Origin of the sequence: Neolewinella litorea (genome assembly GCF_004803465.1) — a bacterium.
In the GTDB taxonomy this organism is placed as follows: Bacteria; Bacteroidota; Bacteroidia; order Chitinophagales; family Saprospiraceae; genus Neolewinella; species Neolewinella litorea.
Genome location: NZ_SRSF01000018.1, coordinates 1 through 22335, shown reverse-complemented (window position 1 = coordinate 22335; position 22335 = coordinate 1). Strand labels below are relative to the sequence as shown.

Annotated in this window: 16 protein-coding genes and 2 pseudogenes; 7 read left to right on the top strand and 11 right to left on the bottom strand. The window is 62.7% G+C overall.

The window, feature by feature from the left end; genetic code table 11:
• A pseudogene (locus E4021_RS17645) lies at window positions 1-234 on the bottom strand (IS256 family transposase); the annotation flags it as partial.
• 303 nt (window positions 235-537) lie between these two features.
• On the opposite strand from E4021_RS17645, the gene E4021_RS17640 reads away from it, so the two are divergent.
• The 3 genes from E4021_RS17640 to treS all read left to right on the top strand — a co-directional run bounded on the left by E4021_RS17640 (window position 538) and on the right by treS (window position 5484).
• Window positions 538-1476 carry an RHS repeat-associated core domain-containing protein gene (locus E4021_RS17640; RefSeq protein WP_168797677.1) on the top strand — a complete coding sequence of 313 codons (939 nt, stop codon included), beginning with the start codon at window positions 538-540 and terminating at the stop codon, window positions 1474-1476.
• 20 nt (window positions 1477-1496) lie between these two features.
• Window positions 1497-1886 carry a carboxypeptidase-like regulatory domain-containing protein gene (locus E4021_RS17635; RefSeq protein ID WP_136460781.1) on the top strand — a complete coding sequence of 130 codons (390 nt, stop codon included), beginning with the start codon at window positions 1497-1499 and terminating at the stop codon, window positions 1884-1886.
• A 310-nt stretch (window positions 1887-2196) separates the two neighbouring features.
• Window positions 2197-5484 (top strand): maltose alpha-D-glucosyltransferase, encoded by a 3288-nt coding sequence (gene treS, locus E4021_RS17630; RefSeq protein WP_136460780.1) that lies wholly within the window; start codon window positions 2197-2199, stop codon window positions 5482-5484.
• Here treS and E4021_RS17625 read toward each other — a convergent pair.
• From E4021_RS17625 to E4021_RS17620, 3 genes are read right to left on the bottom strand one after another with little or no spacing between them, the layout of a single operon-like run.
• Window positions 5470-6144: a TIGR04283 family arsenosugar biosynthesis glycosyltransferase gene (locus E4021_RS17625; RefSeq protein ID WP_211097061.1), complete on the bottom strand. Its 675-nt coding sequence runs from the start codon at window positions 6142-6144 to the stop codon at window positions 5470-5472. The genes treS and E4021_RS17625 overlap by 15 nt on opposite strands.
• Complete coding sequence (locus E4021_RS18340) at window positions 6059-6385, bottom strand: hypothetical protein (RefSeq protein WP_211097060.1); 327 nt, start codon at window positions 6383-6385, stop codon at window positions 6059-6061. The genes E4021_RS17625 and E4021_RS18340 overlap by 86 nt, the downstream gene beginning before the upstream one ends.
• 22 nt (window positions 6386-6407) lie before the next feature.
• A complete protein-coding gene (locus E4021_RS17620) occupies window positions 6408-7436 on the bottom strand; it encodes an aldose epimerase family protein (protein WP_136460776.1) in 1029 nt (342 codons plus the stop codon).
• 1393 nt (window positions 7437-8829) lie between these two features.
• On the opposite strand from E4021_RS17620, the gene E4021_RS17615 reads away from it, so the two are divergent.
• Entirely contained in the window at window positions 8830-9684 is an 855-nt protein-coding gene (locus E4021_RS17615; protein ID WP_406603366.1) for an alpha/beta hydrolase, read from the top strand.
• Window positions 9685-9989: 305 nt separating this feature from the next.
• On the opposite strand, the gene E4021_RS17610 is transcribed toward E4021_RS17615, so the two are convergent.
• The 5 genes from E4021_RS17610 to E4021_RS17590 form a co-directional block, all read right to left on the bottom strand.
• A complete protein-coding gene (locus E4021_RS17610) occupies window positions 9990-12395 on the bottom strand; it encodes an outer membrane beta-barrel protein (RefSeq protein WP_136460773.1) in 2406 nt (801 codons plus the stop codon).
• A gap of 798 nt (window positions 12396-13193) precedes the next feature.
• Window positions 13194-14357 carry a methylmalonyl-CoA mutase family protein gene (locus tag E4021_RS17605; RefSeq protein ID WP_136460771.1) on the bottom strand — a complete coding sequence of 388 codons (1164 nt, stop codon included), beginning with the start codon at window positions 14355-14357 and terminating at the stop codon, window positions 13194-13196.
• A gap of 56 nt (window positions 14358-14413) precedes the next feature.
• Complete coding sequence (locus E4021_RS17600) at window positions 14414-15745, bottom strand: porin family protein (protein ID WP_136460769.1); 1332 nt, start codon at window positions 15743-15745, stop codon at window positions 14414-14416.
• Window positions 15742-16287, bottom strand: a complete 546-nt coding sequence (locus tag E4021_RS17595; RefSeq protein WP_246050327.1) for an RNA polymerase sigma factor — start codon at window positions 16285-16287, stop codon at window positions 15742-15744. Before E4021_RS17595 ends, E4021_RS17600 begins: the two co-directional genes overlap by 4 nt.
• A gap of 82 nt (window positions 16288-16369) precedes the next feature.
• Entirely contained in the window at window positions 16370-17767 is a 1398-nt protein-coding gene (locus tag E4021_RS17590) for a sulfatase-like hydrolase/transferase (RefSeq protein WP_136460767.1), read from the bottom strand.
• A 63-nt stretch (window positions 17768-17830) separates the two neighbouring features.
• On the opposite strand from E4021_RS17590, the gene E4021_RS17585 reads away from it, so the two are divergent.
• On the top strand, window positions 17831-19582 hold the full coding sequence (locus E4021_RS17585) for a glycoside hydrolase family 9 protein (RefSeq protein ID WP_136460765.1): 1752 nt from the start codon (window positions 17831-17833) through the stop codon (window positions 19580-19582).
• Window positions 19583-19585: 3 nt separating this feature from the next.
• On the opposite strand, the gene E4021_RS17580 is transcribed toward E4021_RS17585, so the two are convergent.
• A complete protein-coding gene (locus tag E4021_RS17580; RefSeq protein ID WP_136460764.1) occupies window positions 19586-20800 on the bottom strand; it encodes a bifunctional alpha/beta hydrolase/OsmC family protein in 1215 nt (404 codons plus the stop codon).
• Between the two features lie 214 nt (window positions 20801-21014).
• On the opposite strand from E4021_RS17580, the gene E4021_RS17575 reads away from it, so the two are divergent.
• Together E4021_RS17575 and E4021_RS18640 are read left to right on the top strand one after the other, a co-directional pair.
• Window positions 21015-21284: a hypothetical protein gene (locus E4021_RS17575; RefSeq protein ID WP_136460762.1), complete on the top strand. Its 270-nt coding sequence runs from the start codon at window positions 21015-21017 to the stop codon at window positions 21282-21284.
• A gap of 521 nt (window positions 21285-21805) precedes the next feature.
• Window positions 21806-21946 (top strand): integrase core domain-containing protein, encoded by a 141-nt coding sequence (locus E4021_RS18640; RefSeq protein ID WP_136460784.1) that lies wholly within the window; start codon window positions 21806-21808, stop codon window positions 21944-21946.
• Between the two features lie 132 nt (window positions 21947-22078).
• Here E4021_RS18640 and E4021_RS18225 read toward each other — a convergent pair.
• Window positions 22079-22335 (bottom strand): annotated as a pseudogene (locus E4021_RS18225) (hypothetical protein); the annotation flags it as partial.

Here is a 22335-nt window from a genome sequence, read left to right as displayed (position 1 = left end):
GATGTCTATCTCGCCCAGCGAGGTGCGTACCCGCTTCTTGCCGCGACCGTTTTTCCGATTTGGCGCATCTTCTTCGGCTAGGTGGGCGTCCAGCTCACCCTCCAGGGCCTGCTCCAGAAAAGACTTTAGCAGGGGCGTGAACGCTCCGTTCTCGCCCAGCAGCCCTTCACCGTCCTGCAGTTTCTTGATCGCTTCCTTGCGGAAGGCTTCCACATCAAACTCGTGGTTTTCCATTTGCTTGTAGTTGTGTTACGAAAAGTATTGGTTCTTATCGTGACACACTTTTTGCAACGGTCTCCCTGACGCGCCAAGTGAACATTGCCGCTTCTCACCAGCCACTTTAGCCGCAGCAGGTCCCCGATCTTCCGGGTACTCACCTTACCCCGGCGCTGCCCACCTTCAACTTTGCCTGGGTAGGTCACTTACCGTCCACGCTGGATGAGCTGAACGCCCTGACTTCCAATTGTAGCCCGCCGGCGGCCTCCGCGATCGACTAAGTATTTTCGAGCTACCTTTTCGGACCTGAACCACGATGGAGTGATCACCCCAACCACCAATAGCACCACGAACGAACTGCTCTCCGAGCAGCACTACTACCCGTTCGGTATGGCCATGAATGGGCCGTGGGTGCAAGCCGGTGAGGACAGGGATCTTTACCGCTATAATAGCAAGGAGCTCAACGAGGAGCTGGGACTGTATGACTATGGGGCTCGGTGGTATGATCCGGCGGTGGGACGCTTTACCACAATTGATCCTCATGCTGATAGCTATGGTCTACTGTCTCCATATAGCTATGTTGCAAACAGTCCGATTATCGGTATTGATCCCGATGGAAGAGACTACATTTTGATTTTTGATCATGAAAATCAAACGGTCACAGTACAAGGCACTTACTATACGCAGAATGGGGATGATGATTCATATAAGGATGCTAATACAGCAACTGGCTTCTGGAACGATAAATCCGGCGAATATTCTTATTCTGTTGGGAAAGGCGACGATGCTATATCCTACTCTGTTAATTTTGACTTAAGTGTTCAGTCTGTTGATGATCCAGTAGCTGAAGCCAATAAAGACAATGCCGGCTTTGAGGTTGAAGGAGCTTTGAATCCTGGAGGCGGCAGTAATGCTTATGATGCTCTTTCTGATTCTGCCCCAATTTTTTCAAATAAAAATCCTGACGCTGAAACTAACGGAGCAACGAAATCGGGTGATTACGTAAGCGTGAAAGAATCAAGGACAGACACTGATACAGGAGCACATGAAATTGGTCATAATTTAGGTGCAGGTCATCGATCAAGTGGGGTAATAACCTCGGCTTTTAATAGTCCCGCAAGATCTGGAGAAATTAATCGTGCTACGGTCCGCAGCACAGTCCGAAATGCTTTCAATCAGAAAAGAGATGCCAAAGGGAATGTCCGCCATGTTGGAGCCGCTCCTGATCACATTCACAAGAGTAAAGTTCGACGAAACTGATGGTACGAATAATAACAGTCTTGATCGCTGCCTTTTTCTCTTCGTGCGCTTTTCAAAAGAAAGGGATGGAAAAGATTGGCAGGTATATAAGTACCGACTATATGCGTAGTGAGGAAATTCACCCTGACTCCATCCTTCTATCTGGATATGTTTATTCTGCACAGAGCCTATCTGCTTTACCTAATGCAACAGTACGGTTTGGCGATGCAAGAAGTGGAGTATTAGCAGGGGCTAATGGATACTTTAAGATAATGGTTTCGGCACGATCTGGTAAGAATTATCTTCTTGTCGATAATACTGGCAATAGACCACTCAAAATAGTGAGTGCTGGTAGTAAAGGCGGATCTGTGAAAAGATATATAATACTCCTTGGCTCAAGCATTACATATGATATGTCTTCCGCCCAATAAATACCACCAAGCCGTATCGCCCGTGCGCGCAAGCACACAAAAACACCCCATCCACCAACCGTAAAACCGCGGACCCCAAACCAGGCCGGGCTGTTCCCCCCGTTACGGCCGGTCGGGGAGTAGGGGGCAGAACCGGCGTACAGGATGCTGGTCGGCCAATGAACCGGCGGGCACTGGCACGGCAACCCGAGCCGGGGCCACGGTCGGCGGCTTTCGATGTGCCGGGGCACCCGCGGACCCGCCCAGCAATGCACAAATTGGCCTACCTTCCGTTCTCTAAGCCGCACCCTGAAATCGTTATCCACCTTCTATGACCACCAACTACCGCCGCGAACCCCTCTGGTACAAAGATGCCATCATTTACGAACTGAACATCAAAGGATTCTTTGACGCCAACGGCGACGGCATCGGCGACTTCGCCGGACTGGAGCAGAAGCTGGACTACCTGGAGGAACTCGGGGTGACGGCCATCTGGACGCTGCCCTTTTACCCCAGCCCCCTGCGCGACGACGGCTACGACATCTCCGACTACTACAACGTGAGCCCGCCCTACGGCCGAATGGAGGACTTCAAGCGCTTCCTCGACGCCGCCCACGCCCGCAACCTGCAGGTGATCACCGAGCTGGTCATCAACCACACTTCCGACCAGCACGAGTGGTTCCAGCGGGCCCGCCGCGCCCCGAAGGGCAGCCCCGAGCGCGACTACTACGTGTGGAGCGACACCGACGAGAAGTACCCCGACGTGCGCATCATCTTCACCGATACGGAGACGAGCAACTGGACCTGGGACCCCGTGGCCAAGCAGTACTACTGGCACCGCTTCTTCCACCACCAGCCCGACCTAAACTACGACAGCCCCGATGTACAGCGGGAAATCTTCAAGGTGCTGGACTTCTGGATGAGCATGGGCATCGACGGCTTCCGCCTCGACGCCATCCCCTACCTCTTCGAGCGGGAGGGCACCAACGGCGAGAACCTGCCCGAGACCCACGAATTTCTAAAGAAACTGCGCAAGCACGTCGACGACAACTACGACAACGTGCTTTTCCTGGCCGAGGCCAATATGTGGCCCGAGGAAAGCGCCAGCTACTTCGGCGACGGCGACGAGTGCCACATGAACTACCACTTCCCGCTCATGCCCCGCATGTACATGAGCATCAAGATGGAGGATCGCCACCCGATCACCGACATCTTCGACCAGACGCCGGCCATCCCCGAGAACTGCCAGTGGGCCACCTTCCTGCGCAACCACGACGAGCTCACCCTGGAGATGGTCACCGACGAGGAGCGCGACTTCATGTACAACGTCTACGCCAGCGACCGCACCGCCCGCATCAACCTGGGCATCCGCCGCCGCCTGGCCCCGCTGATGGACAACGACCGCAAGAAGATCGAGTTGCTCAACGTGCTACTGATGAGCCTGCCGGGGACCCCCGTGCTCTACTACGGCGACGAGATCGGCATGGGCGACAACTATTACCTCGGCGACCGCGACGGCGTGCGTACCCCCATGCAGTGGAACAACAACGAGAACGCCGGCTTCTCCGAAGCCAACCCCCACAGCCTCTACCTGCCCGTCATCCGCGACACCGAGTACAGCTACCGCTGGGTGAACGTGCGCCGCCAGCAGCAGAACCCCAACAGCCTGCTGAACTGGACCAAGAAACTGCTCTCGAAGCGCAAGTCGTTCAAGGTCTTCGGCCGCGGCACCATCGAGTGGCTGAAACCCGACAACGGCCGCATCCTGGCCTTCATCCGCGAGTTTGAGGGCGAGCGGGTGGTCGTGGTCGTCAACCTGAGCCGCCACCCCCAGGCCGTCAAGCTCGACCTGAGCGAGTACGAAGGCAGCAAGGTCCGCGAGGCCTTCGGCCGTACCTACTTTAACGAGGTCGGCCGCAGCCTGTACCAGGTCACGCTGGCCGGCCACGGCTACTACTGGCTGGAGATCGAGACCACCGCAGGCCCCCTAGTCGACAACCGTGAACTGAGCCGGGCCACGCTGCGCGTCGACGAACTGAAAAACTTCTTCAACAAGAGCAACCTGCGCGCCCTTGAGCACAGCGTATTGCCCAACTACCTGCGCGCCGTTTCCTGGATGGGGTCTCGCGCCGGACAACTGGATCAGGTCAAAATCTACGACTACCGCCTGCAGGCTACCCCCGAGCGCCACTTTGGCTGGATGCTGCTCGAGGTCACCTTCCTGGAAGGACTGCCTGAACTGCTGCAGTTGCCCGTAGCCTTCCACAAGTACCGCGAGGACATCGACTACAAAACGCGGGAGGAAGTGCTGGCCATCATCGACAACGGCGACCGCCAGGTGGTCCTGCTCGATGCCCTCTACGACGAAGATTACCGCCGCGGCCTCATCAGCGGCCTCAAGGAGTACGGCGAGATGAAGGACTTCCGCTTCCTGGCCCAGGAAAGTATGGTCGCCGCCAACCGGCAGGACGCCAACCTGGTCCACTCCGGTACCGAATACATGCTCCTCCAGAGCCGCGACTACAACATCAAGTACTACCGGCGGGTCGACGGCAACGACGTACCCGACCTGGAGGTCAAGCATATGCTCAACCGCCGCGGCTACAGCTCGGCCCCCAATGTGCTCGGTACCCTCCACTTCACGCCTACCCAGCGCCTCAACGCCACCCTGGCCATCTTCGAGGAACGCCGCGAAACCGAAGGCAACGCCTGGGAGTACGTGCTCAACAACCTGCGTCGCTTCTCCGAAAAGATCATCAACCGCCTGCAGCTCAACAAGGACGCCGAGGGCGCCCACCCGGAAGACGTGCACGTGACCGACACAATCCGCTACAAGGATATGCCGAGTACGATTCAGGACATTCTCGGACCGAGTTTCGTCATCAAACTGGCCGAGCTCGGGCGCGCCACCGCCGCCTACCACACCGTACTGGCCGACGTGGACGAGCCCGGCTTCCGCCGCGAAGCCCTATCCCTGCACTACCAGCGCAGCGTGTACGCCGGACTGAAGGGCGACGTGCGCGCCACGATCGACCTGATGAAGAGCGTCATGGGCGAACTGGAAGAGGAAGTCGGTGGACTGGCCCAGGAAATGATTACCCGGGAAAAGGAATTGCACCAGCGGCTGAAGCGGATATACGACCACAAGATCGAATCCGACAAGATCCGCATCCACGGCGATTTCACGCTCGAACAACTGGTTATCTGCGACGACAAGTTCATGATCCAGAACTTCGACGGCGACCCCGACCGGAGCTACAGCCAGCGCCGACTGCGCCGTAGCCCGGCCAAGGACCTGGCCAATATGATGCGCAGCATCAGCTACGCCGCCGGACTGGTGTACGAAGAGGATGCCTCGGGCGTGCGTACCGAAACGCGCAGCCAATTGGCTGATTGGTTGCGCACCGCCAGTCGCTATCTCTGCGCCGAATACCTAACCTCCTACCGCCGGGCCACCGAGGGCACCCGACTGCTGCCGGCCGACGAGCGCGACCTTGAGGTTTTGCTCGATACCTTCCGCATCGAAAAAGCCCTGCAGGAACTGCGCTACGATCTGAACTACCGGCCCCACCAGGCCGCCGTCCCCCTGCGCGGACTCCTGGAGCTACTCGAGAAGTAGTCGATATATACGACCCAGCCGCCGCTGCCCCGTACCCAGCCGGTACAGGGAGTACAGCAGGGTATAGACCAGCTGGGTATACACGAAGCCGTAGCGTTGATACTTGCGCGGTGAGGTCACCACGTTGGCCGGCAGGATGCGGAAGCCACCCCGGTGTCGCCGCAACTGCCGTACCATGTGATTGTCTTCCAGCAGTTGCCAGTCGTCCGGGAATCCACCCACGGCCAGGAAGTCGCGGCGCGTGACCCACAGCGACTGGTCGCCGAAACGGAAGGCGTCGACATCGAAGCGCGTAAAGAAACTGTACCACCGCAGCCAGGGTAACCGCTCCTGCCCGGCAAAGCGCAGCCGGAAACTGCCGGGCAGGTCGTTGGTGCCGTCACTGAGCAATTCCAGCCAGTCGGGCGGCGGCAGGGTGTCGGCGTGTAGAAAATAAAACGTTTCGCCCTCGGCGCAGCGGGCTCCCGCATTCATCTGTCGGGCGCGGCCGCGGGTGCCGGTGATTACCCGGGCGCCGAGGCGGCGCGCCAGGTCGGGGGTTCCGTCCGTACTGCCACCGTCGGAAACGATGACCTCATAGGTAAGGGCCGATGGTTGTTCCTTCAGCCGGCGCAGGGTGGCGCCGAGGTTCTCCGCTTCGTTCAAGGTCGGGATGATCACGGAGCACCAGGGTATCGTGGTCTTCCTCCTCGGGTTCGGCGGATTGCTTACGCGGGTCATCCTCGTCGGTCTTGTCGCGGGTGGGGAGATAATGCACCAGGGCAGCCCCCAGTCCGATCAGCAGCAGCCACCAGTCCATGATGCCGGTGTCGGTGCGGGTCAGCAACACCTCTACGATCTTGGTCCCCAGCAGCAGGCCGAAGGCACCATAGATGACAACGTGCTTGAGTTCTCGGGTCATAGCGGCGTCGGGTTGGCACTATCTATTCAAAGCAATATACGGTCGTGGAGTTGAAGGTTTCGCCCGCTTTTAGCAGCGGGGTGTCAAAGTTCTCCTGATTGGGCGCGTCGGGGAAGTGCTGGGTTTCCAGACAAAGCCCGCCGTAGGTCGGGGTAGGGGCCCCGCCCCGCATCCGGTACTTGCCGGTGGGGAAGTTGGTGGTGAAGAGCTGTACGCCCGGTTCGGTGGTCAGGCAGCGCAGCTTCCGGCCGGAGGCGGGGTCGGTCACCACGGCACATTCCCGCAGACTGCCGTCGGATCCGCGGATCACGAAGTTGTGGTCGAACCCATTGGCGGCCCGCACCTGGGGGTGCGCGGCGTCGATGTCCCGGCCAAGAGGTTTGCCCGCGCGGAAGTCGAAGGGCGTACCGTCCACTATGGGCAGTTCGCCCGTTGGGAGCTGCCGCTCGTCCACCGGGGTGAAGCGGTCGGCGTGGATTTGTACCACCTGATTCAATACGGTGTCGGTGCCCCCGATATTGAAGTAGGTGTGGTTGGTGAGGTTGAGCACCGTATCGCTGTCGGTAGTGGCCGCGTAGTCCATCCGCAGTTCGTTGTCGTCGTTCCAGGTGTAGGTGACCGTCACGTCGAGGTTGCCTGGGTAGCCCATTTCGCCGTCGGGACTGCGGCGGTGCAGTTTCACGCCGGCGGCGGTGTCCGTGGTGAAGGGTTCGGCCTCCCACAGTTTGCCGTTAAATCCTTCGGGCCCCCCGTGCAGTTGGTTGCCGTTCTCGTTGGCTACCAGTTCGTAGGTGGTGCCGTCGAGGGTGAAGCGGGCGTCCGCGATGCGGTTGGCGTAGCGACCTACAATAGCCCCGTAGCTGGGGTTGGGTTCGAGGTAGCCCTGCAGGTCGTCGCAGCCCAGCACCAGCTCAACGCCGTCCATGACGATGGACTGTATAATGCCCCCGTAGTTGAGGACGGCCACAGCGTTGCCTCCGGCATTGGTGAGCATGTAGCGGGTGACGGGGCCGGCGGGGGCTTGGCCCCAGAATTCATGGGTAACGGGCATAGTAGCGTAAGGGATTGCCTGGATTTGGGCCTAAGGTAGCGGATTAGATCTTTCTTTCCTCGACTCGCGGCAGCCACCGGAGCACGATGATGGATCGGGTGCAGCGTCCACAAACTAGGATTGGAGGTACTCCATTGAGTTTGGAGCAAGTCGGGTAAGGGACACGAACCCTCGCGGGTGCGCCGCTGCACTGGGCACACAGTGGGGTCCTACCGGTAGTCGGGCCTGGGGGCCCGGCGGAACCTCCACCCGCCGGGTGGAGTAAGGGTCCTGCAGGCAAGTGTCAGTTTGGCCCACGCGGCGCGTGGGCAGGTGGTTTTTCTAGCAGCATGACGGCTGAAAGCCGTCGCTACGCGTAGCGCCGACTTGAGTCGGCAAGCTGCCTGTGAGACAGTAACGGAATCCAGCTTGGCGGCTGAAGCCATCGGTACGCGTACATCGGGCCTTCGGGCCTGCGGCCCGACGTGACCCCCACCCGCGGGTGGAGTAAGGGTCCTGCAAGTAAGTGTCAATTTGGCCCACGCGGCGCATGGGCAGTCCGGTGTTTGGAGCAGCATGACGGCTGAAAGCCGTCGCTACGCGTACACCGGGCCGTCGGGCCTGTAACCCGGCGTGTAATACCGTGCTGTATTGGGGGCAAGTAGGCACTCGTATTTTTTGCCCATGCGGTGCATGGGCAGGGGATTTTCTGGCAGCATGACGGCTGAAAGCCGTCGCTACGCGTGCACCGGGCCGTCGGGCCTGCGGCCCGGCGTGAGATACCGTGTTGCAATGGGGCCCGGCCGGAACCTCCACCCGCCGGGTGGAGTAGATATCTCGCCGGCAAATGTAAGCTTGGCCCACGCGGCGCGTTGGCTGTCCGGATTGGAGCAGCAAGACGGCTCAAGCCGTCGCTACGCGTACACTGGGCCGTCGGGCCTGTGGCCCGGCGTGTAATACCGTGCTGTATTGGGAGCAAGTAGGCACTCGTATTTTTTGCCCATGCGGTGCATGGGCAGGGGATTTTCTGGCAGCATGACGGCTGAAAGCCGTCGCTACGCGTACAACGGGCCGTCGGGCCTGTGGCCCGGCGTGAGATTAAGCGCCACAGTGAGCCACCTGTTTTCAGGAGTTTGCAGCGTGCCAGTCCCGCAGGGGGGCGGCGCGGTCGGGAAAGCCGCGGGGATCAGTGTTGCCCCCCGCCCGACCAGGTATCCAAGGTAAAACCGGAGGGCACATACAACTACCGCCATTTCCGAAAACGGTAGAAAACGATTTACAATTAGGTCGGTCAGGCAATTGAAAAATCGGTACATTTAAGTGTACTATTCACACTTTTGGCATGCTCAATACCCAACCATTCCCGGCCCGTGCGGCCTTACTCGTATTCTCACTCCTGCTGACCACGGCGGCGATGGCGCAGGACGGCACCATCTACCCCCTCGACGCGCCCGACGAGCCCAACGCCATCCCCCTGAACACGGGTGGGGTAGACGACCAGCCGGCGAGTGAGTCCTGGTTCCGGCAGTGGGGCGATCCCATGGCCCGCAACATTACGGAGGCTACGCTGACGCCCCTTCTGCCCGATCCCGACAAGGCCAACGGGACGGCCGTGATCGTGGCCCCCGGCGGCGGATTTATGTGGTTGTCAATGGGCAACGAGGGCTGGGAAGTGGCCGAGGCACTGGCCGACCAGGGAATTGCGGCCTTCGTCCTCAAGTACCGCCTGCACCCGACGGCGGAGCGTCTCGAGGACTTCACCGCCTTCATGGAGCGCCCCCGGCCGCCGGCCCCCGCTTCTACGGGAGATGCGGCACCCGCGCCCCGCCGCCCCCAGCGGGACCTGTCCAACCAACTGGAAGACGCTGAGGCGGCTTACGCCATGATCGTTGAACGCGCCGACGAGTGGGGCGTAAATACCGACCGTATCGGGATGATCGGTTTCAGTGCCGGTGCCGGCCTGACGATGCATTCCACCCTGAACTCCCAAACGATGGACCTGGCCTTCATTGGCCCCATTTACGGCGGGATGGGTCCGGTGGAAGTGCCCGCAGACGCCCCCCCGATGTTCGTCGCCATCGCTTCCGACGATTTTCTTTTCGGCGGTCAGTTCGGACTCATCAAATCGTGGTTCGATGCGAAGGTGCCCGTAGAGTTCCACCTCTACCAGAACGGTGGCCACGGCTTCGGGCTCGGCAATCCCGACCGCACCAGCAACCGCTGGTTTGACGCGTTTATCCACTGGCTGGAGGTAAACGATTTTAAGTAGTCAAACCGGGCCGTCGGGCCTGTGGCCCGGCCGGAACCTCCACCCGCCGGGTGGAGTAAAAGTCCTGCAGGCAAGTGTCAGCTTGGCCCACGCGGCGCGTGGGCTGTCCGGTATTTGGAGCAGCATGACGGCTGAAAGCCGTCGCTACGCGTACACCGGCCCGTCTCCGATCAGCAGCATCTTTATAGCGGCAAGGTCGGTACGGATTTTGGAGGCATTCTGCGGCCGGGGGGGGGGGGGGCGGCGGCGCGCAGGTGCAAGGCGCGGTCGGTGGAGCCGGGGGCTGCCGGTATTCGTCCCCCGTCCTACCATTTATAGGTAACGCCCGCGCGGACCACCTGGCTTTCATAGAGGTTCTCGTAGCGGGCCGTAAATCCTTCCCCGTCGATCTCCTGACGCAGGCCGAAGTCATTGAAAATATCCGTCGCCGACAATACGGCTTCGCCCCGTCCGGCAAAAACAGGCCGGCTGAGCGCCAGGTCGACCGACGACCGGCTCAGTTCCCGGCCCTGGGGGATGTTGCGGGGGGCCAGGTAGACCGCCGTCAACTGCGCCTGCCAGTTACCGGGCAGCGTGAACTGGTTGTTGAACTTCAGGTCGAAGCTGTTTTCCGTCGACGCGGCCAGGGTAAAGGGGCGCACGGTAGGGAAGAGCAGGGTTCCGGTATAGGCTTCGATGCCGATGCGGTAGACGTTGACGCCCGCGCTGTACTTCCACCAGTCGCCTACCTCCTGGCTCCACAGGAGTTCGACCCCCCGATTGGTGGCGCGCCCGGTGTTTTGGTAGATGCGGTTGACGATGTCGTAGTCCGGATTGCTGTCGTCGATGCTGAAGATCCGCTGGAAGGCGTCCTGACTGGCGCGGGTATAAACGGCCGCGAACAGCGAGCCGGTCTCCCAGAGCCGACGGTAAGCTGCCTCGACGGTATGGGTGAACTGGGGCCGCAGGTAAGGATTGCCCACCTTGAGCAGTTCGGGATCGTCGTACTTGGCAAAGGCACGCAGTTCCTGTTCTCCCGGCCGGTCCACGCGCCGGTTGAAGAACAGCGAAATGCGGTTGCGCTCGTCGGCCTTGAGGGTCAGCCGTACGTTGGGGTAGAGCTTGAAGTAGTCGTAGGCGTCGTCGCGGGCGTAGTAGATGTTTTCCGGATCGAGGGTGTAGGTAACCGCGGTCTGCTCCACGCGCAGGCCGGCCTCGGCTTCGAAGCGGGGGCTTTCGTAAACGTAGTTGGCGTAGCCGGCGTAAAGGTCCTCCGTCCACTTGGATTCCTCTCCCAGTCCGGGGTAGATAATGCTGCGTACCCCCTGTGCGATCTCGTAGGTGACGGGCAGGGAACGGTAGCGCAGCTGGCTGCCCAGTTCCAGGCGGCCGGCGGCGAGGGGCCTGACGTAGTCCAGGTTAAAGGCGGTGGTGTTCTCGATGGCGATCAGGTGGGAAGTGTCTTGCGCCCGCCGGTAGCGGGTACTGTCGTTGAGGAAGTACTGTTCGTCTTCCTTGCCTTGGGTGAACTGCGCCGCCAGTTCCACTTGGTGGCCCGGCTGGGCGAAGGCGTGGCGGTAATCGACGCGGCCGTTTACGTAGCCGGTGCTTTCGTCCTCCTTCCAGTGCCAGTAGCGATAGCGCTCGCCGGTATTCAAATTGAGGAACGGGATCTGCGCCGTATCGATGTGGTGCTCGTAGTCGTAGATGCCCGAAACACTCAGGGTATTGGCCTCGTTCAGCTCGTAATCCACCCCCGCGCGGGCCACGTAGTGGATCTGACTGCGGTTCTCCGGTACCTGGCTGAGCGTGCGGCGGCCGTCGGAGTAGTTGCGCTGGGTGAATTCGTTGTTTGGCAGTTTGCGCTGCACGAGCACCGAGGCCTGCGTCCAGGCGTGCAGCTTGTCGTTGCGGTAGTCGAGGCCGAAGTTAGGCTGCAGGTGGGGGTTCAGGCGGTAGCGCCCGAGGTCGGTGGGCAGGTCTTCCCGGCGGGTGGTGATTTCCCCGAGGGCTAAGCTCAGCCCCGCTTCCCCGTTCAGGCCGCGCTCGGTACCGGTCTTGTAAATGATATTGATGATACCCGCCATACCGGCCGCGTCGTAGCTGGCCGATGGGTTGTTGATGATCTCGATGCGCTCGATGTTGGCCGCCGGGATGCTGCCCAGCCCCCGCTGGTTGCCGTAGCCCGTGAGCGCCGACTGCTTGCCGTCCACCAGTACCGCCACGCGGTCGCTTCCCCGCAGCTGAACCTCTCCCTCCTGGGTAATGGTCACGCCCGGCAGGGCCTTCATGGCGTCGAGGATGGACCCGCCCCCCTGGGCCTGCTGACTGGAAAGGTCGAAGATCTTCTTGTCCAGCGCGGCGCCGACCGTGGCGCGCTCACCCGTGACGGTCACTTCCGCGAGCGTCTGCGAGGACTCTACCAGGGTAAGTTTCCCTATGTCGTAGGTGTCGTTGTTCTCCCCGATGAACACCTGCCGACTCCGCGTCGCGTAGCCAATTGAGGAGGCGGATAGGAGGGCCGATCCACGAAAAGTGGTGGTGAGGGTAAAGCGTCCCTGGTCGTCGGTATGGTTGCCGCTCAGTAGGGTGCTGTCGGGTGCAAGCAGGGTCACGGTAGCGAAGGGGATCGGCCGGTCACCGGCGTCGGTCACCGCTCCGGATACGGATACTTGCGCCCCGATTTCCTGCACAAAGACCGAAAGAAGTAGGAGGAGGAGACTGGCTCGCATGGTCCGGGTTTTGCGCAAAGGTCAGCCAAAATTTGGGAGACTGTTTGGAGATTCGTGGTGGCGAAGGGCATACTGTTATCGGATGCACCAGCCCCGGAGCCTTCACCCGCCGGGGATAATGAGTAAGCGAACCGTAGCGCCGACTCACTGGGCCGTCGGGCCTGCGGCCCGGCCGGAACCTCCACCCGCCGGGTGGAGTAGATGTCTCGCTGGCAGGTGAAAGATTAGCCCACGCCGCGTATTCGCTAACCGGTACTAGAGCAGCATGACGGCTGAAAGCCGTCGCTACGCGTACAACGGGTCGTCGGGCCTGTGGCCCGGCGTGAACAAAGCTGCGCGAGGTGCACAGGCACGTGAAAGATTGGCCTATACGGTGCGTGGGCAGGTGATTTTTCTAGCAGCATGACGGCTAAAGCCGTCGCTACGCGTGCAACGGGCCGTCGGGCCTGTGTCCCGCCGGAACCTCCACCCGCCGGGTGGAGTGGGTCTTGCAAGCAAGAGTAAAATTGGCCCACGCGGCGCGTGGGCAGTCCGGTATTGGAGCAGCATGACGGCTAAAAGCCGTCGCTACGCGCACCGGGTCGTCGGGCCTGTGGCCCGGCCGGAACCTCCACCCGCCGGGTGGAGTGGGTGTACTACAGGTACGTGACAGTTAGCCCCACGCGGCGCATGGGCTCACCGGTTTTTCTAGCAGCATGACGGCTCAAAGCCGTCGCTACCCGTAGCGCCAACTTGAGTCGGCAAGCTGCCTGTGAGACAGGAACGGAATGCAGCATAATAGCCCAAGCCGTCTTCACGCTAAACCTCACTAGCCAACCCAAATCCCCCTTGCTTCTCGATCACCAGGAAGCGTTCCCAGGCGGCGTTCACGAGTTCTTCGGTGAGCTTTTCGAGGTAGTAGCTGCCGGCGGCGGGGTCGGCGTACCGGTCCAGGCTGGCTTCCAGGCGGAGGAGGTGCTGCACGTTGAGGGCCATGCGGTGGCCGAACTCGGTCGGCGGGCGTTCGCCGCCCTCGGCGGGTGCCAGGAAGAGCTGGTCGGCTCCGCCGGTGACGGCCGATAGCGCCTGCGTGGTAAGCTTGAGCAGGTTGTGGTCGCGGTCGTCGGTCAGGGTGCCTACGTCGCTGTGGGCGGCGATGAAGACCGGCGGCGCGTCCTCGATGCCGAAGCCCTTGAGCACGTTGGCCCACAGGATACGCAGGGCGCGCAGCTTGGCGATGTCGACGTAGTAGGAGGTGCCCACCGTGAAGGCGAACTGCAGGTGATCGTTGACGATCTCGGCCGGGTAGCCGCGGTCGCGCACCTGCTGCAGGTATTCGGCACCCTTGGCGATGGCCAGGGCCAGCTCGCTGTCGGCCGAGGAAGGACCGTTATTAAAACCGGCGGCGTTGACCTGCAGTACCTTGAATTTGGGCATCCACTGGCTCACGAAGTCCAGCAGCCGGATCAGCGGGGGGAAGGGCGGTTCGCTCCAGTCGAGCAGGGGGTCGAAGTCGACCGATCCCTCGATCTGGCTCAAATCGTAGCCCTGGCGGCGCAGGTACTTGACCAGGTCGCGAAAGAGTTCGGCGGGGTCCTGACCGGGGTAGCGCAGGGCGCAGTGGAGGGAGACCATGTCCAGGCGGACGCCCTCCAGCAGTTGGGCCATTTCCTCGGGGTCCGGCTGGTGGAAGAGGCGGAAGAGCAGTGCTTCGGCCCCCTGCTCGAGGGCAGCCAGGGCGGAAGCGTGGATCTCGTCGTTACTGCCGGCGTTGAGGTAGGCCCCGATCGACCAGCCGGCGGGGCGGGCCAGCGGCGGACGCGCGGTCACTTCCTCGGCGGTGTACAGCGGGGAGAGCCGGATCCGCTCGTTCACTTCGGTGTCGAGCTGGCTCAGGTCGTTCTTCAGTTCCTTGGCCACGCGATCGAGCCAGTCTGACTTGTCGGAAGGCGGGAAGGAGCGGGAGGGCACGGCAACGGGCATGGGCAAATCTTATGGCGCTAAATGTACGAAACCTGAGGCAGGGATCAGCGCCCCGCTCAGAAGGAGCGGCGCAGACCCAGTTGCAGTCCGGCCATCCAGTACTGTTCGCCGAGCGGGGCGTGCGGCAGGGTGAAGGAGCGGGGGTACGACTTGAAGAAGGGCTCCAGCAGCAGCAGGGTAGCGTGGTTCGCCCCCAGTCCGTAGGTAGTGGTGAGGGAGGCCGTCCAGCCCAGCCCGATGTTGCTCCGGTAGTGGCCGCTGTCGGCCAGGTCCAGGGGCGTAGCCCGCGTGGGGTCCAGGTACTGCCCCCGCACGGCGGAGAACAGGTTGACCACCGGACCGGCGTTCAGGTTCAGCCGCAGGCGGCCCCGACTGAGTGCGTATCCGGCCAGTACAGGTACCTCCAGCAAGCGCAGGTGGTTGTTGCTGCGCACCAGGGTCATAGTGCCGTTGCTTGGCAGGTCGTATTCCAGCTGGTTGCGGATTTCGGCGTAGGTCAGTCCGGTCAGAAGGGTCACGCGACGACCCAGCGGGTACTGCACCCGCGCGCTGATCTGGTAGCTGAGTTCCGGAAATTCACTCACTTCCCGGGCGTCGCGGAGGGAGCGGTCTTCCCCCTCCCGCAGGGTGAACCGCTGGTGGGCGTAGGCGGCCCCGAGGAGCACCTCACCGCGCAGACGTTGTCCGCCACTGCGGCGGAAGGAAGGAGTGCCGGCCACGGCCGACAGTTCGGGCAGCGCGGCCGGCGGTACGATCAGTTGCCACTCGGAATTACCGGAAAGAGGCGGCACGGCGATCGCTTGGCGGGCGGCCGTGGCCGTTGGCGGTGCGGCCTGTTTCCACTCGCTCGGGGCGGGGCGGTCGGAAGTACGGGTATCCAGGAAGGTGCCGGCGGTGCGGGCGGGGTCAGGTGCGGGCGAAGGGTATGCGGTGAGTGTGCGGCCGCCGGCGGTACCGACCGTCGGGGGTGCCGAAAGTGCCGTCGCGTCGACTGCCGCCGAGGAGGCCGATGGGTCGTCGGAGGCGGAAGGGAGAGCCAGCGGGAATGCCGTTGCGGTACCGACCGACCCGGCCAGCGGGTCGTTTCCCGGCACCTGCGGCCCCGCCCCCAGAAAATACGTGAGGGAGCCCAGCAACAACAGCAAGAGGCCGGCGGCCGCGGCGTAGGCACCCCGGGGGGAGCGACGGCGGGCGGCGGCAATACGATCCCACATGCCGGCGGGGACGGGGGCGCGGCGCTGGGCAAGGCGGCTGGCAAAGAGCTGGTCGAGGGCCTCACCGGAAGGCACCTCCCCCTTGCGGGCGGCTATCTTTTGCCAGAGATCGGCGGGCACGTCGGCCTTTCGGTCACCGAGGCCCTCCCGGAAAAGGTCGTCGAGTGGGTTCATATGGCAATGCGTTGGCGGCGTTCGATCTGTTGTTGCAGGACCTTGCGGGCCTTGAGGAGCTGACTGCGGGAGCTGGCCTCCTGGATGCCCAGTTTTTCGCCGATCTCCTTGTGGCTGTAGCCCTCGATGGCGTAGAGGTTGAAGACGATGCGGTAGCCGTCGGGCAGCTGGCGGATGAGGTCGAGCAGCTCCTGCTCCCCCAGGTCGGTGTAGGCGGTGGGGGCGCCGGCGTGTTCGGGGATGTTGTCGAGGCCCGTCTGCTCCAGGCTGAAGCGCTTGCGCTGGTAGGTCTTCAGCGCCACGTTGACGCAGAGGCGGCGGGCCCAGCCGGCAAAGGAACCCTGGAATCCGTAGCGGTTCAGTTTGGCAAAGAGGCGCACGAAGGTGTCCTGCAGCACGTCCTCCGCCTCCGCCTGGGTACGGCAGTAGCGTTGGCAGACGCCCATCAGCAGGGGCGCGTACCGCTCGAACAGGGCCCGCTGGCAGCGCTCTTCGCCCCGCAGGGACCCTTCGATCATTTCCTTTTCCTTCATGCTGAGCATCAAAACCTCAATCTTTAAAGGTAGGACACGGCGGGCAAAGAAAACGTGGCTTCCGCGGGGCGGCGGCGCGCGGGTGCCGGGTTCAACCGCCGGTGCCGGCCAGTTCGGTACGCAGCCGGCGGGCAAAGTCGGTCAGTCGCTGCACCACTTCCGGGTGCGCGGCAGCCACGTCGGTACGTTCGCCCGGGTCTTCCCGCAGGTCGAACAGCGACAACCCGATGGAGTCGCGTTGGTACTTGACCGGTTGCCCAAGGGTAGCGGGCGGCTGCTCCCCGACGGTCGAATACGCGTGCGGGAAGTGGAGCTTGTAGCGGCCGTCGGCGCTCACCACCGCCTGGAGGTCGTCGAGCCAGTAGATGGCGTAGGGGGTGGGGGAGGGCCGTTCGGTTTGTCCCAGGAAGTCGCTGAGCCGTTCGTGGCCGTCGAGGGTGCGCTTGGGCAGGGGTGCCCGCACCAGGCGCGCCAGACTGGGCAGCAGGTCGGTGGTCATGAGATTGGCCCGGCTCACGGTGCCGGCCGCCGTATGGCCGGGCCAGTGGGTGATCAGGGGTACCCTGACGCCGCCTTCGAAGCTCGTGGCCTTGCCCTCACGGAAGGGCGTGCGGCCCGCGTGGTCGCCGTAGCTGAGCCAAGGGCCGTTGTCGCTGGAGAAGAGAATGAGGGTATTTTCGGCCATGCCCCGTTCCGCCAGGGCGCGGCGGATCTCGCCTACACCGGCGTCGATCTCGGCGATCACGTCGGCGTACAGCCCCTGGCCGGTGGGCGTCAGGTAGTCGGGATCTTCGGCCAGCGGCACGTGCGGCAGGGAGTGGGCCAGGTACATGAAGAGGGGGCCGCTGGCGGTGTCGTGGTCGGTGATGCGGCGGACGGCCTCCTCATTGTACATCCGGTTGAGGTGGGTGAAGTCGGAAAGGCTGTCCTGCAGAAGACTGTCCCGCAGCAGCGGCACCCGCGCGGGGAAGTAGCGCTGGGCCCAGGCCTCGGGGTGGCCGGCCCACATGTCGTGGCTGTAGGGAATGCCCAGGTAGCTGTCGAAGCCCTGATCGGTGGGCAGGTAGGGCGGGCGGTGCCCCAGGTGCCACTTGCCCACCATGGCGGTACGGTAGCCGCGGCTTTTCAGCACTTCGGCGAGGGTAGTTTCTTCGGGGGCGAGTCCGGCCTTCGCGGTGTGGTCCAGGGCGCCCCGCAGCCCTACCCGGTTGGGGTAGCAGCCGGTGAGCAGGGCGGCCCGGCTGGCGGTACAGACGGCCTGCGCCACCCGGAAGTCGGTGAACCGCACCCCCTCCTCCGCCAGCCGGTCGAGGTGGGGGGTGCTGACGTGGTCGCCGCCGTAGGCTCCGATATCGGCGTAGCCCATATCATCGGTGAAGATCAGGACGATATGCGGGTACTCGGCCCCGGCCGTCGGTGCCGGCGGCACCAGTTTTCCGTTGCAGGCGCAGCACAGCAGCGCACAAAGGGGCAGTAAGTGTTTCAGCATCCGGAAAATATACGGACCTTCCCCTGGCCGGTCCGTTTTTCCCCGGTCCCAGATCGCCAGCGTATGCCGTACTTCCTTTGCTTTCTTTCCCTGCTGCTACTGCTTCTTTCCTGCGGCGACGAGCCCGCCGCCGAGGTGCCGGTTTACGCCGATTCCGCCACGCCCGTCATTCAGCTCAACCAGGTAGGCTACTACCCCGATCAGCCGATCCGCTTCACCTACGCCGATACCGCGGCCGGGGCCGACCCCCTGGGCCCGGGCCCGGCTACCACCTTCTTCGTGACTACCCTGGACGGCGATTCCACCGTGCGGGAGGGCATCCTGGGCGATACCCTCGACTGGACGGCCCTGGCGGGCGTAGTGGCCCGGCCCACCCAGACCGAGCCCCTGCCGGTAGGGGAGTACCGCATCTTCATTCCCGGCGTGGGCTATTCCTACCCCTTCCGGGTGGCGGATGACGTATTGCACGACGCCTTCGTCGGATCGGTGCGCGGACTGTACTACCAGCGGGCAGGGCAGGCGCTTCCCGCCACTTACGCCGGGGAATACGCGCGGGCGGCGGGCCACCCGGACACCCTCGTACAGTACCACCCCTCAACCGGCCACGCGCCGGGTACCTTCAGCAGTCCGGGCGGCTGGTACGACGCCGGCGACTACAACAAGTACGTGGTCAACGGCGCCTTCCCCGTCGGACAACTGCTGGCCCTCTACGAGGACGTGGGCGACCCGGCCCCCGACAGCAGCCTCAACATCCCCGAAAGCGGCAACGGCAAGAGCGACTACCTCGACGAGATCAAGTACGAGCTCGACTGGCTGCTGACCATGCAGGACGACGACGGAGGATTATTCCACAAGCTTACCACCCTGAAATTTGCCGGCATGGTGATGCCCGAGGCGGCGACCAAGACCCGCTTCGCCGTAGGCAAGAGCACCACGGCCACCTTCGACTTCGCGGCCGCCGCCGCCCAGGCCGCCCGCGTCTACCGCAACTACGATCCCGCCTACGCCGACCGCCTGCTCGCGGCCGCCCGCCGCGCCTGGGCCTGGAGCACGGCCAATACCGGCGCCTTCTTCGTCAACCCCGAAGACGTGAGCACCGGCGAGTACGGCGACGGGAACGCCGACGACGAGCGCGCCTGGGCCGCCGCCGAACTGTTCGCCACCACCGGGGAGCAAGAGTTCTACAACGACCTGCAGGCCCACCCGCCCCGCGTGCGATTCGGCCCCGGCGTGGGCTGGACGTCCTACATGGCCAACCTGGCCGCCTTCACCCTGCTGCGCCACCCCGACCGGGTGCCCCGGGAGTTCTATTCCGCGGTACGGGAGCAGGTGATCACCCTGGCCGACAGCCTGGTGGACCTCACCGATTCATCGGCCTACTTTCAGCCCGTCGCGGCCTTTGGCTGGGGCAGCAATTCCGACGTGGCCAACGCCGCGATGCTGATCGCCGCCGCCCACCGGCAGAACCCCCGTTCCGCGTACGTCAACGCCATGCGCGACGCCATGAACTACCTGCTGGGCCACAACCCCAACGGCGTTTGTTACCTAACCGGCTTCGGCACGCGTTCGCCCCAGTTCATCCACCACCGGCCGAGCGCGGCCGACGGCATCGATGCCCCGGTGCCCGGACTGCTCTCCGGCGGCCCGAATACCGCCCAGCAAGACCGCGCCGACACCAAATACAAACCCGGCGCCGCCCCCATGCAGAGCTGGGCCGACCAGACGCCGAGCTACGCCAGCAATGAGATCTGTCTGAACTGGAACGCCCCCTTCACCTACGTGGCGGGGTACCTGGAAGCCGTAAGCGGAAAGTAAAACCTACTCCTCGCCCAATACCGTCGTGATCTCCACCGTCTCGTGGAGGGTGCGGTGGACGGGGCAGCGGTCGGCGATCTCGAGCAGCCGGGCCTTTTGTTCCGCGGTGAGGTCACCCTTTAGGATGATGACCCGCTCGAAGCGGTCGATCTTGGGGGCCTTGGTATCCGCCACCATCAGGTCGGTGGCGTAGTCCTTTCGGTGATTAAGGTGCACCTGCACTTCCTCTACTATCCACTTTTTCCGGCGGGCGTACATCTGTATCGTCATGGCCGTACAGGCCCCCAGTCCGGCGCTGACGAGCTCGTAGGGGCCGGGGCCGAAGTCGTTGCCGCCTACCTTCTCCGGCTCGTCGGCCGTGAGCTGGTGCTGGCGGACCATAATCTCGGTGGTGTAGCCCTCGGCGCCCAGCCGGACGGCCACGTTGTGGTCGCTGCGCAGGGGGTCTTCGGCGGGTACCGGCAGGTAGCGCTTCGACCAGCCGGCGATCACCTGTCCGGCGTAGTGGCTGTCGGCTGGGTCGGACAGCAGATGATCAGCCCCGTCCAGGCTCACGAAGCTCTTGGGGTAGCGGGCCGCCCGGTAGAGTTTGGCGGCCTCATCGATGGACACGGTGCGGTCCTGGGGCGAGTGGAGGATCAGCAGGGCCGCGTCCATTTCGGCGATGTTTTCTTCCAGCCGGTGCTGCCCGAGATCTTCTACGAACTGTCGGGAGATGCGGAAGGGGCGGCCGCCGATGTCGACCGTGGCGTGGCCCTCCGCGCGGATGTCGTCCAGCTGCTCGGCGAAGTGACGGGAGACGTGGTCGGGGGCGAAGGGAGACCCTATGGTGGCCACGGCCCGCACCGACGGAATGCGGGCGGCCGCGCAGAGCACCGCGGCGCCCCCCAGGCTGTGGCCCACCAGCAGGGCGGGGGCCGTGTGGTGCTCCGCCAACCAGGCGGCGGCGGCCTCCAGGTCGCTGATGTTGGTGGCGAAGGTGGTGTCGACGAAGTCACCTTCGCTCTCCCCGATACCCGTGAAGTCGAAGCGCAGCACGCCGATGCCCTGGAGGTTGAGCTCCCGGCTGATGTCGTGGATGGCCGTCAGTGTCTGCCCGCAGGTGAAGCAATGGGCAAACAGCGCGAAGGCGTAGGGATGGCGGTTCACGGGCAGCTCCAGGCGGGCGGAAAGCTGCTGGCCGGCGGCATTGGAAAAAGAAACTTTCTGGGCGTTCAAACTTGTTGTGTTTAAAACAAATTGTTTGTAAAAGTGGTCCGGATCGGTTAGCTTTGTAAGAGCTTGTTGGAAATTTGCGTTTCCGGTCTAGCGCGTCGGTTTGCCCGTTTCATCCACACCACCTGGGTGAAATAGCACCGCTTGCAGACTGGACGGCAGGCTCCAGACAAGTTCTACGGCCGCTTACGGGAAATACACGTCTCAATTTCAAAGCATGTCAACCCATAACACCAAAACCCCAAACGACAGCGGCCTGGATCGCACCGACCCCGGAAATGTAGGCAATCCCGGCCGCAAGGGCCTGCCCGCGCCCCCCGAGGAGCCGGACCGCCTGCGCGACATCATTGTCGTGATCGTCACCTATCCCCTCACCCCCAACGAAAAAACCAACAAACTGGCCGAGAAGAAACCCTGGCTGGAGTTCATCTCCCTCTTGCTAAAGGTCTTGCTGGCGCTGTACGCGCTTTGGGAGGCGGTGGGGTAGGGGGTACTTTCTGAACCTCGGAGCGTTGCCCGGCGCGGCCGCTCGACCTCTGAGGGTCCCGTACATCACCGCTATACGCCGGAGGAAACCACCGAGGCAAAGAGCTACACGGAGCGGGCCGTCGGACCTGTGGCCCGGCGTCGGCAATAAGAACGAGCCGGTGCTATCACACGCCATAGCGTAGTGGAGGTAAAAATCTCCCAAATCACGCCGGTGTCCACTAGGACCTCGGAGTGTCGCCCGGCGCAGCCGCACGACCTCCGAGGGTCCCGGAGATCACCGCTACACACCAGAACAAACCACTGAGACACCGAGGTGCACGGATTGGGCCGTCGGGCCTGTGGCCCGGCGATTACCTGAAACGGGCGGCTGCTTTCACACCCCACCTATAACAGTGGGCGGAGGACCGCGCCGTGGAGCTCCGCTACATCCAGCCCGGGAAACCGAGCCAGCACGGACTTATCTAGCGACTGCATAAGACCCTGGGCGTGGAGTGCCTGAACCAGCACTAGTTCGCCTCTCTGGAAGCGCTCAACGAACAGATCCAGGACTGGTCGGTGGTGTACAACTACGACCGGCCGCACAAAAGCTTAGGCAACCAAACCCCGGAGGCCTACAAAAAAGCAAATGAGAATTTCTACTTTAGAGTGGTTGCGGCTTGAGGGTAGCGTACACAATGGCTGTAGGTATGATGCCCGCTCCTGTAATGCAACAGGACAACACAAGAGTTATTCAGCCACTTCCTATCATAGTTAGTCGTCCCTGAAAAAGATACTCAGCGGTTTGGTTTAGGCTTATATCGCTCCCAACGCCATTCTGCGCTGGTGGGCCCTCGGTAGGGTTACTCCATTTAGCCTTTCTACGCAGGTTTCAAAGAAGGCCATCGCCAGCTGGATCAGCTTCAGCATGACCATCACCGGCAGCATTTTCAGCTGATTCAGGCGCTTGACCAGGTTGAAGGCCGCTCCGGCCAGCAGGCAGTTGACGGCATCGCCTAGTTCTCCGCTCAAAAAGTTGCGCCGCATGCGGTGATCATCCTTGAGGTGACCGA

Bases quoted from the DNA above. Each gene is read 5' to 3' on its own strand.
- treS (WP_136460780.1), top strand. From the start codon at position 2,197: ATGACCACCAACTACCGCCGCGAACCCCTCTGGTACAAAGATGCCATC.
- E4021_RS18340 (WP_211097060.1), bottom strand. From the start codon at position 6,385: ATGACCCGAGAACTCAAGCACGTTGTCATCTATGGTGCCTTCGGCCTG.
- E4021_RS17620 (WP_136460776.1), bottom strand. From the start codon at position 7,436: ATGCCCGTTACCCATGAATTCTGGGGCCAAGCCCCCGCCGGCCCCGTC.
- E4021_RS17615 (WP_406603366.1), top strand. From the start codon at position 8,830: ATGGCGCAGGACGGCACCATCTACCCCCTCGACGCGCCCGACGAGCCC.
- E4021_RS17610 (WP_136460773.1), bottom strand. From the start codon at position 12,395: ATGCGAGCCAGTCTCCTCCTCCTACTTCTTTCGGTCTTTGTGCAGGAA.
- E4021_RS17605 (WP_136460771.1), bottom strand. From the start codon at position 14,357: ATGCCCGTTGCCGTGCCCTCCCGCTCCTTCCCGCCTTCCGACAAGTCA.
- E4021_RS17600 (WP_136460769.1), bottom strand. From the start codon at position 15,745: ATGAACCCACTCGACGACCTTTTCCGGGAGGGCCTCGGTGACCGAAAG.
- E4021_RS17595 (WP_246050327.1), bottom strand. From the start codon at position 16,287: ATGCTCAGCATGAAGGAAAAGGAAATGATCGAAGGGTCCCTGCGGGGC.
- E4021_RS17590 (WP_136460767.1), bottom strand. From the start codon at position 17,767: ATGCTGAAACACTTACTGCCCCTTTGTGCGCTGCTGTGCTGCGCCTGC.
- E4021_RS17585 (WP_136460765.1), top strand. From the start codon at position 17,831: ATGCCGTACTTCCTTTGCTTTCTTTCCCTGCTGCTACTGCTTCTTTCC.
- E4021_RS17575 (WP_136460762.1), top strand. From the start codon at position 21,015: ATGTCAACCCATAACACCAAAACCCCAAACGACAGCGGCCTGGATCGC.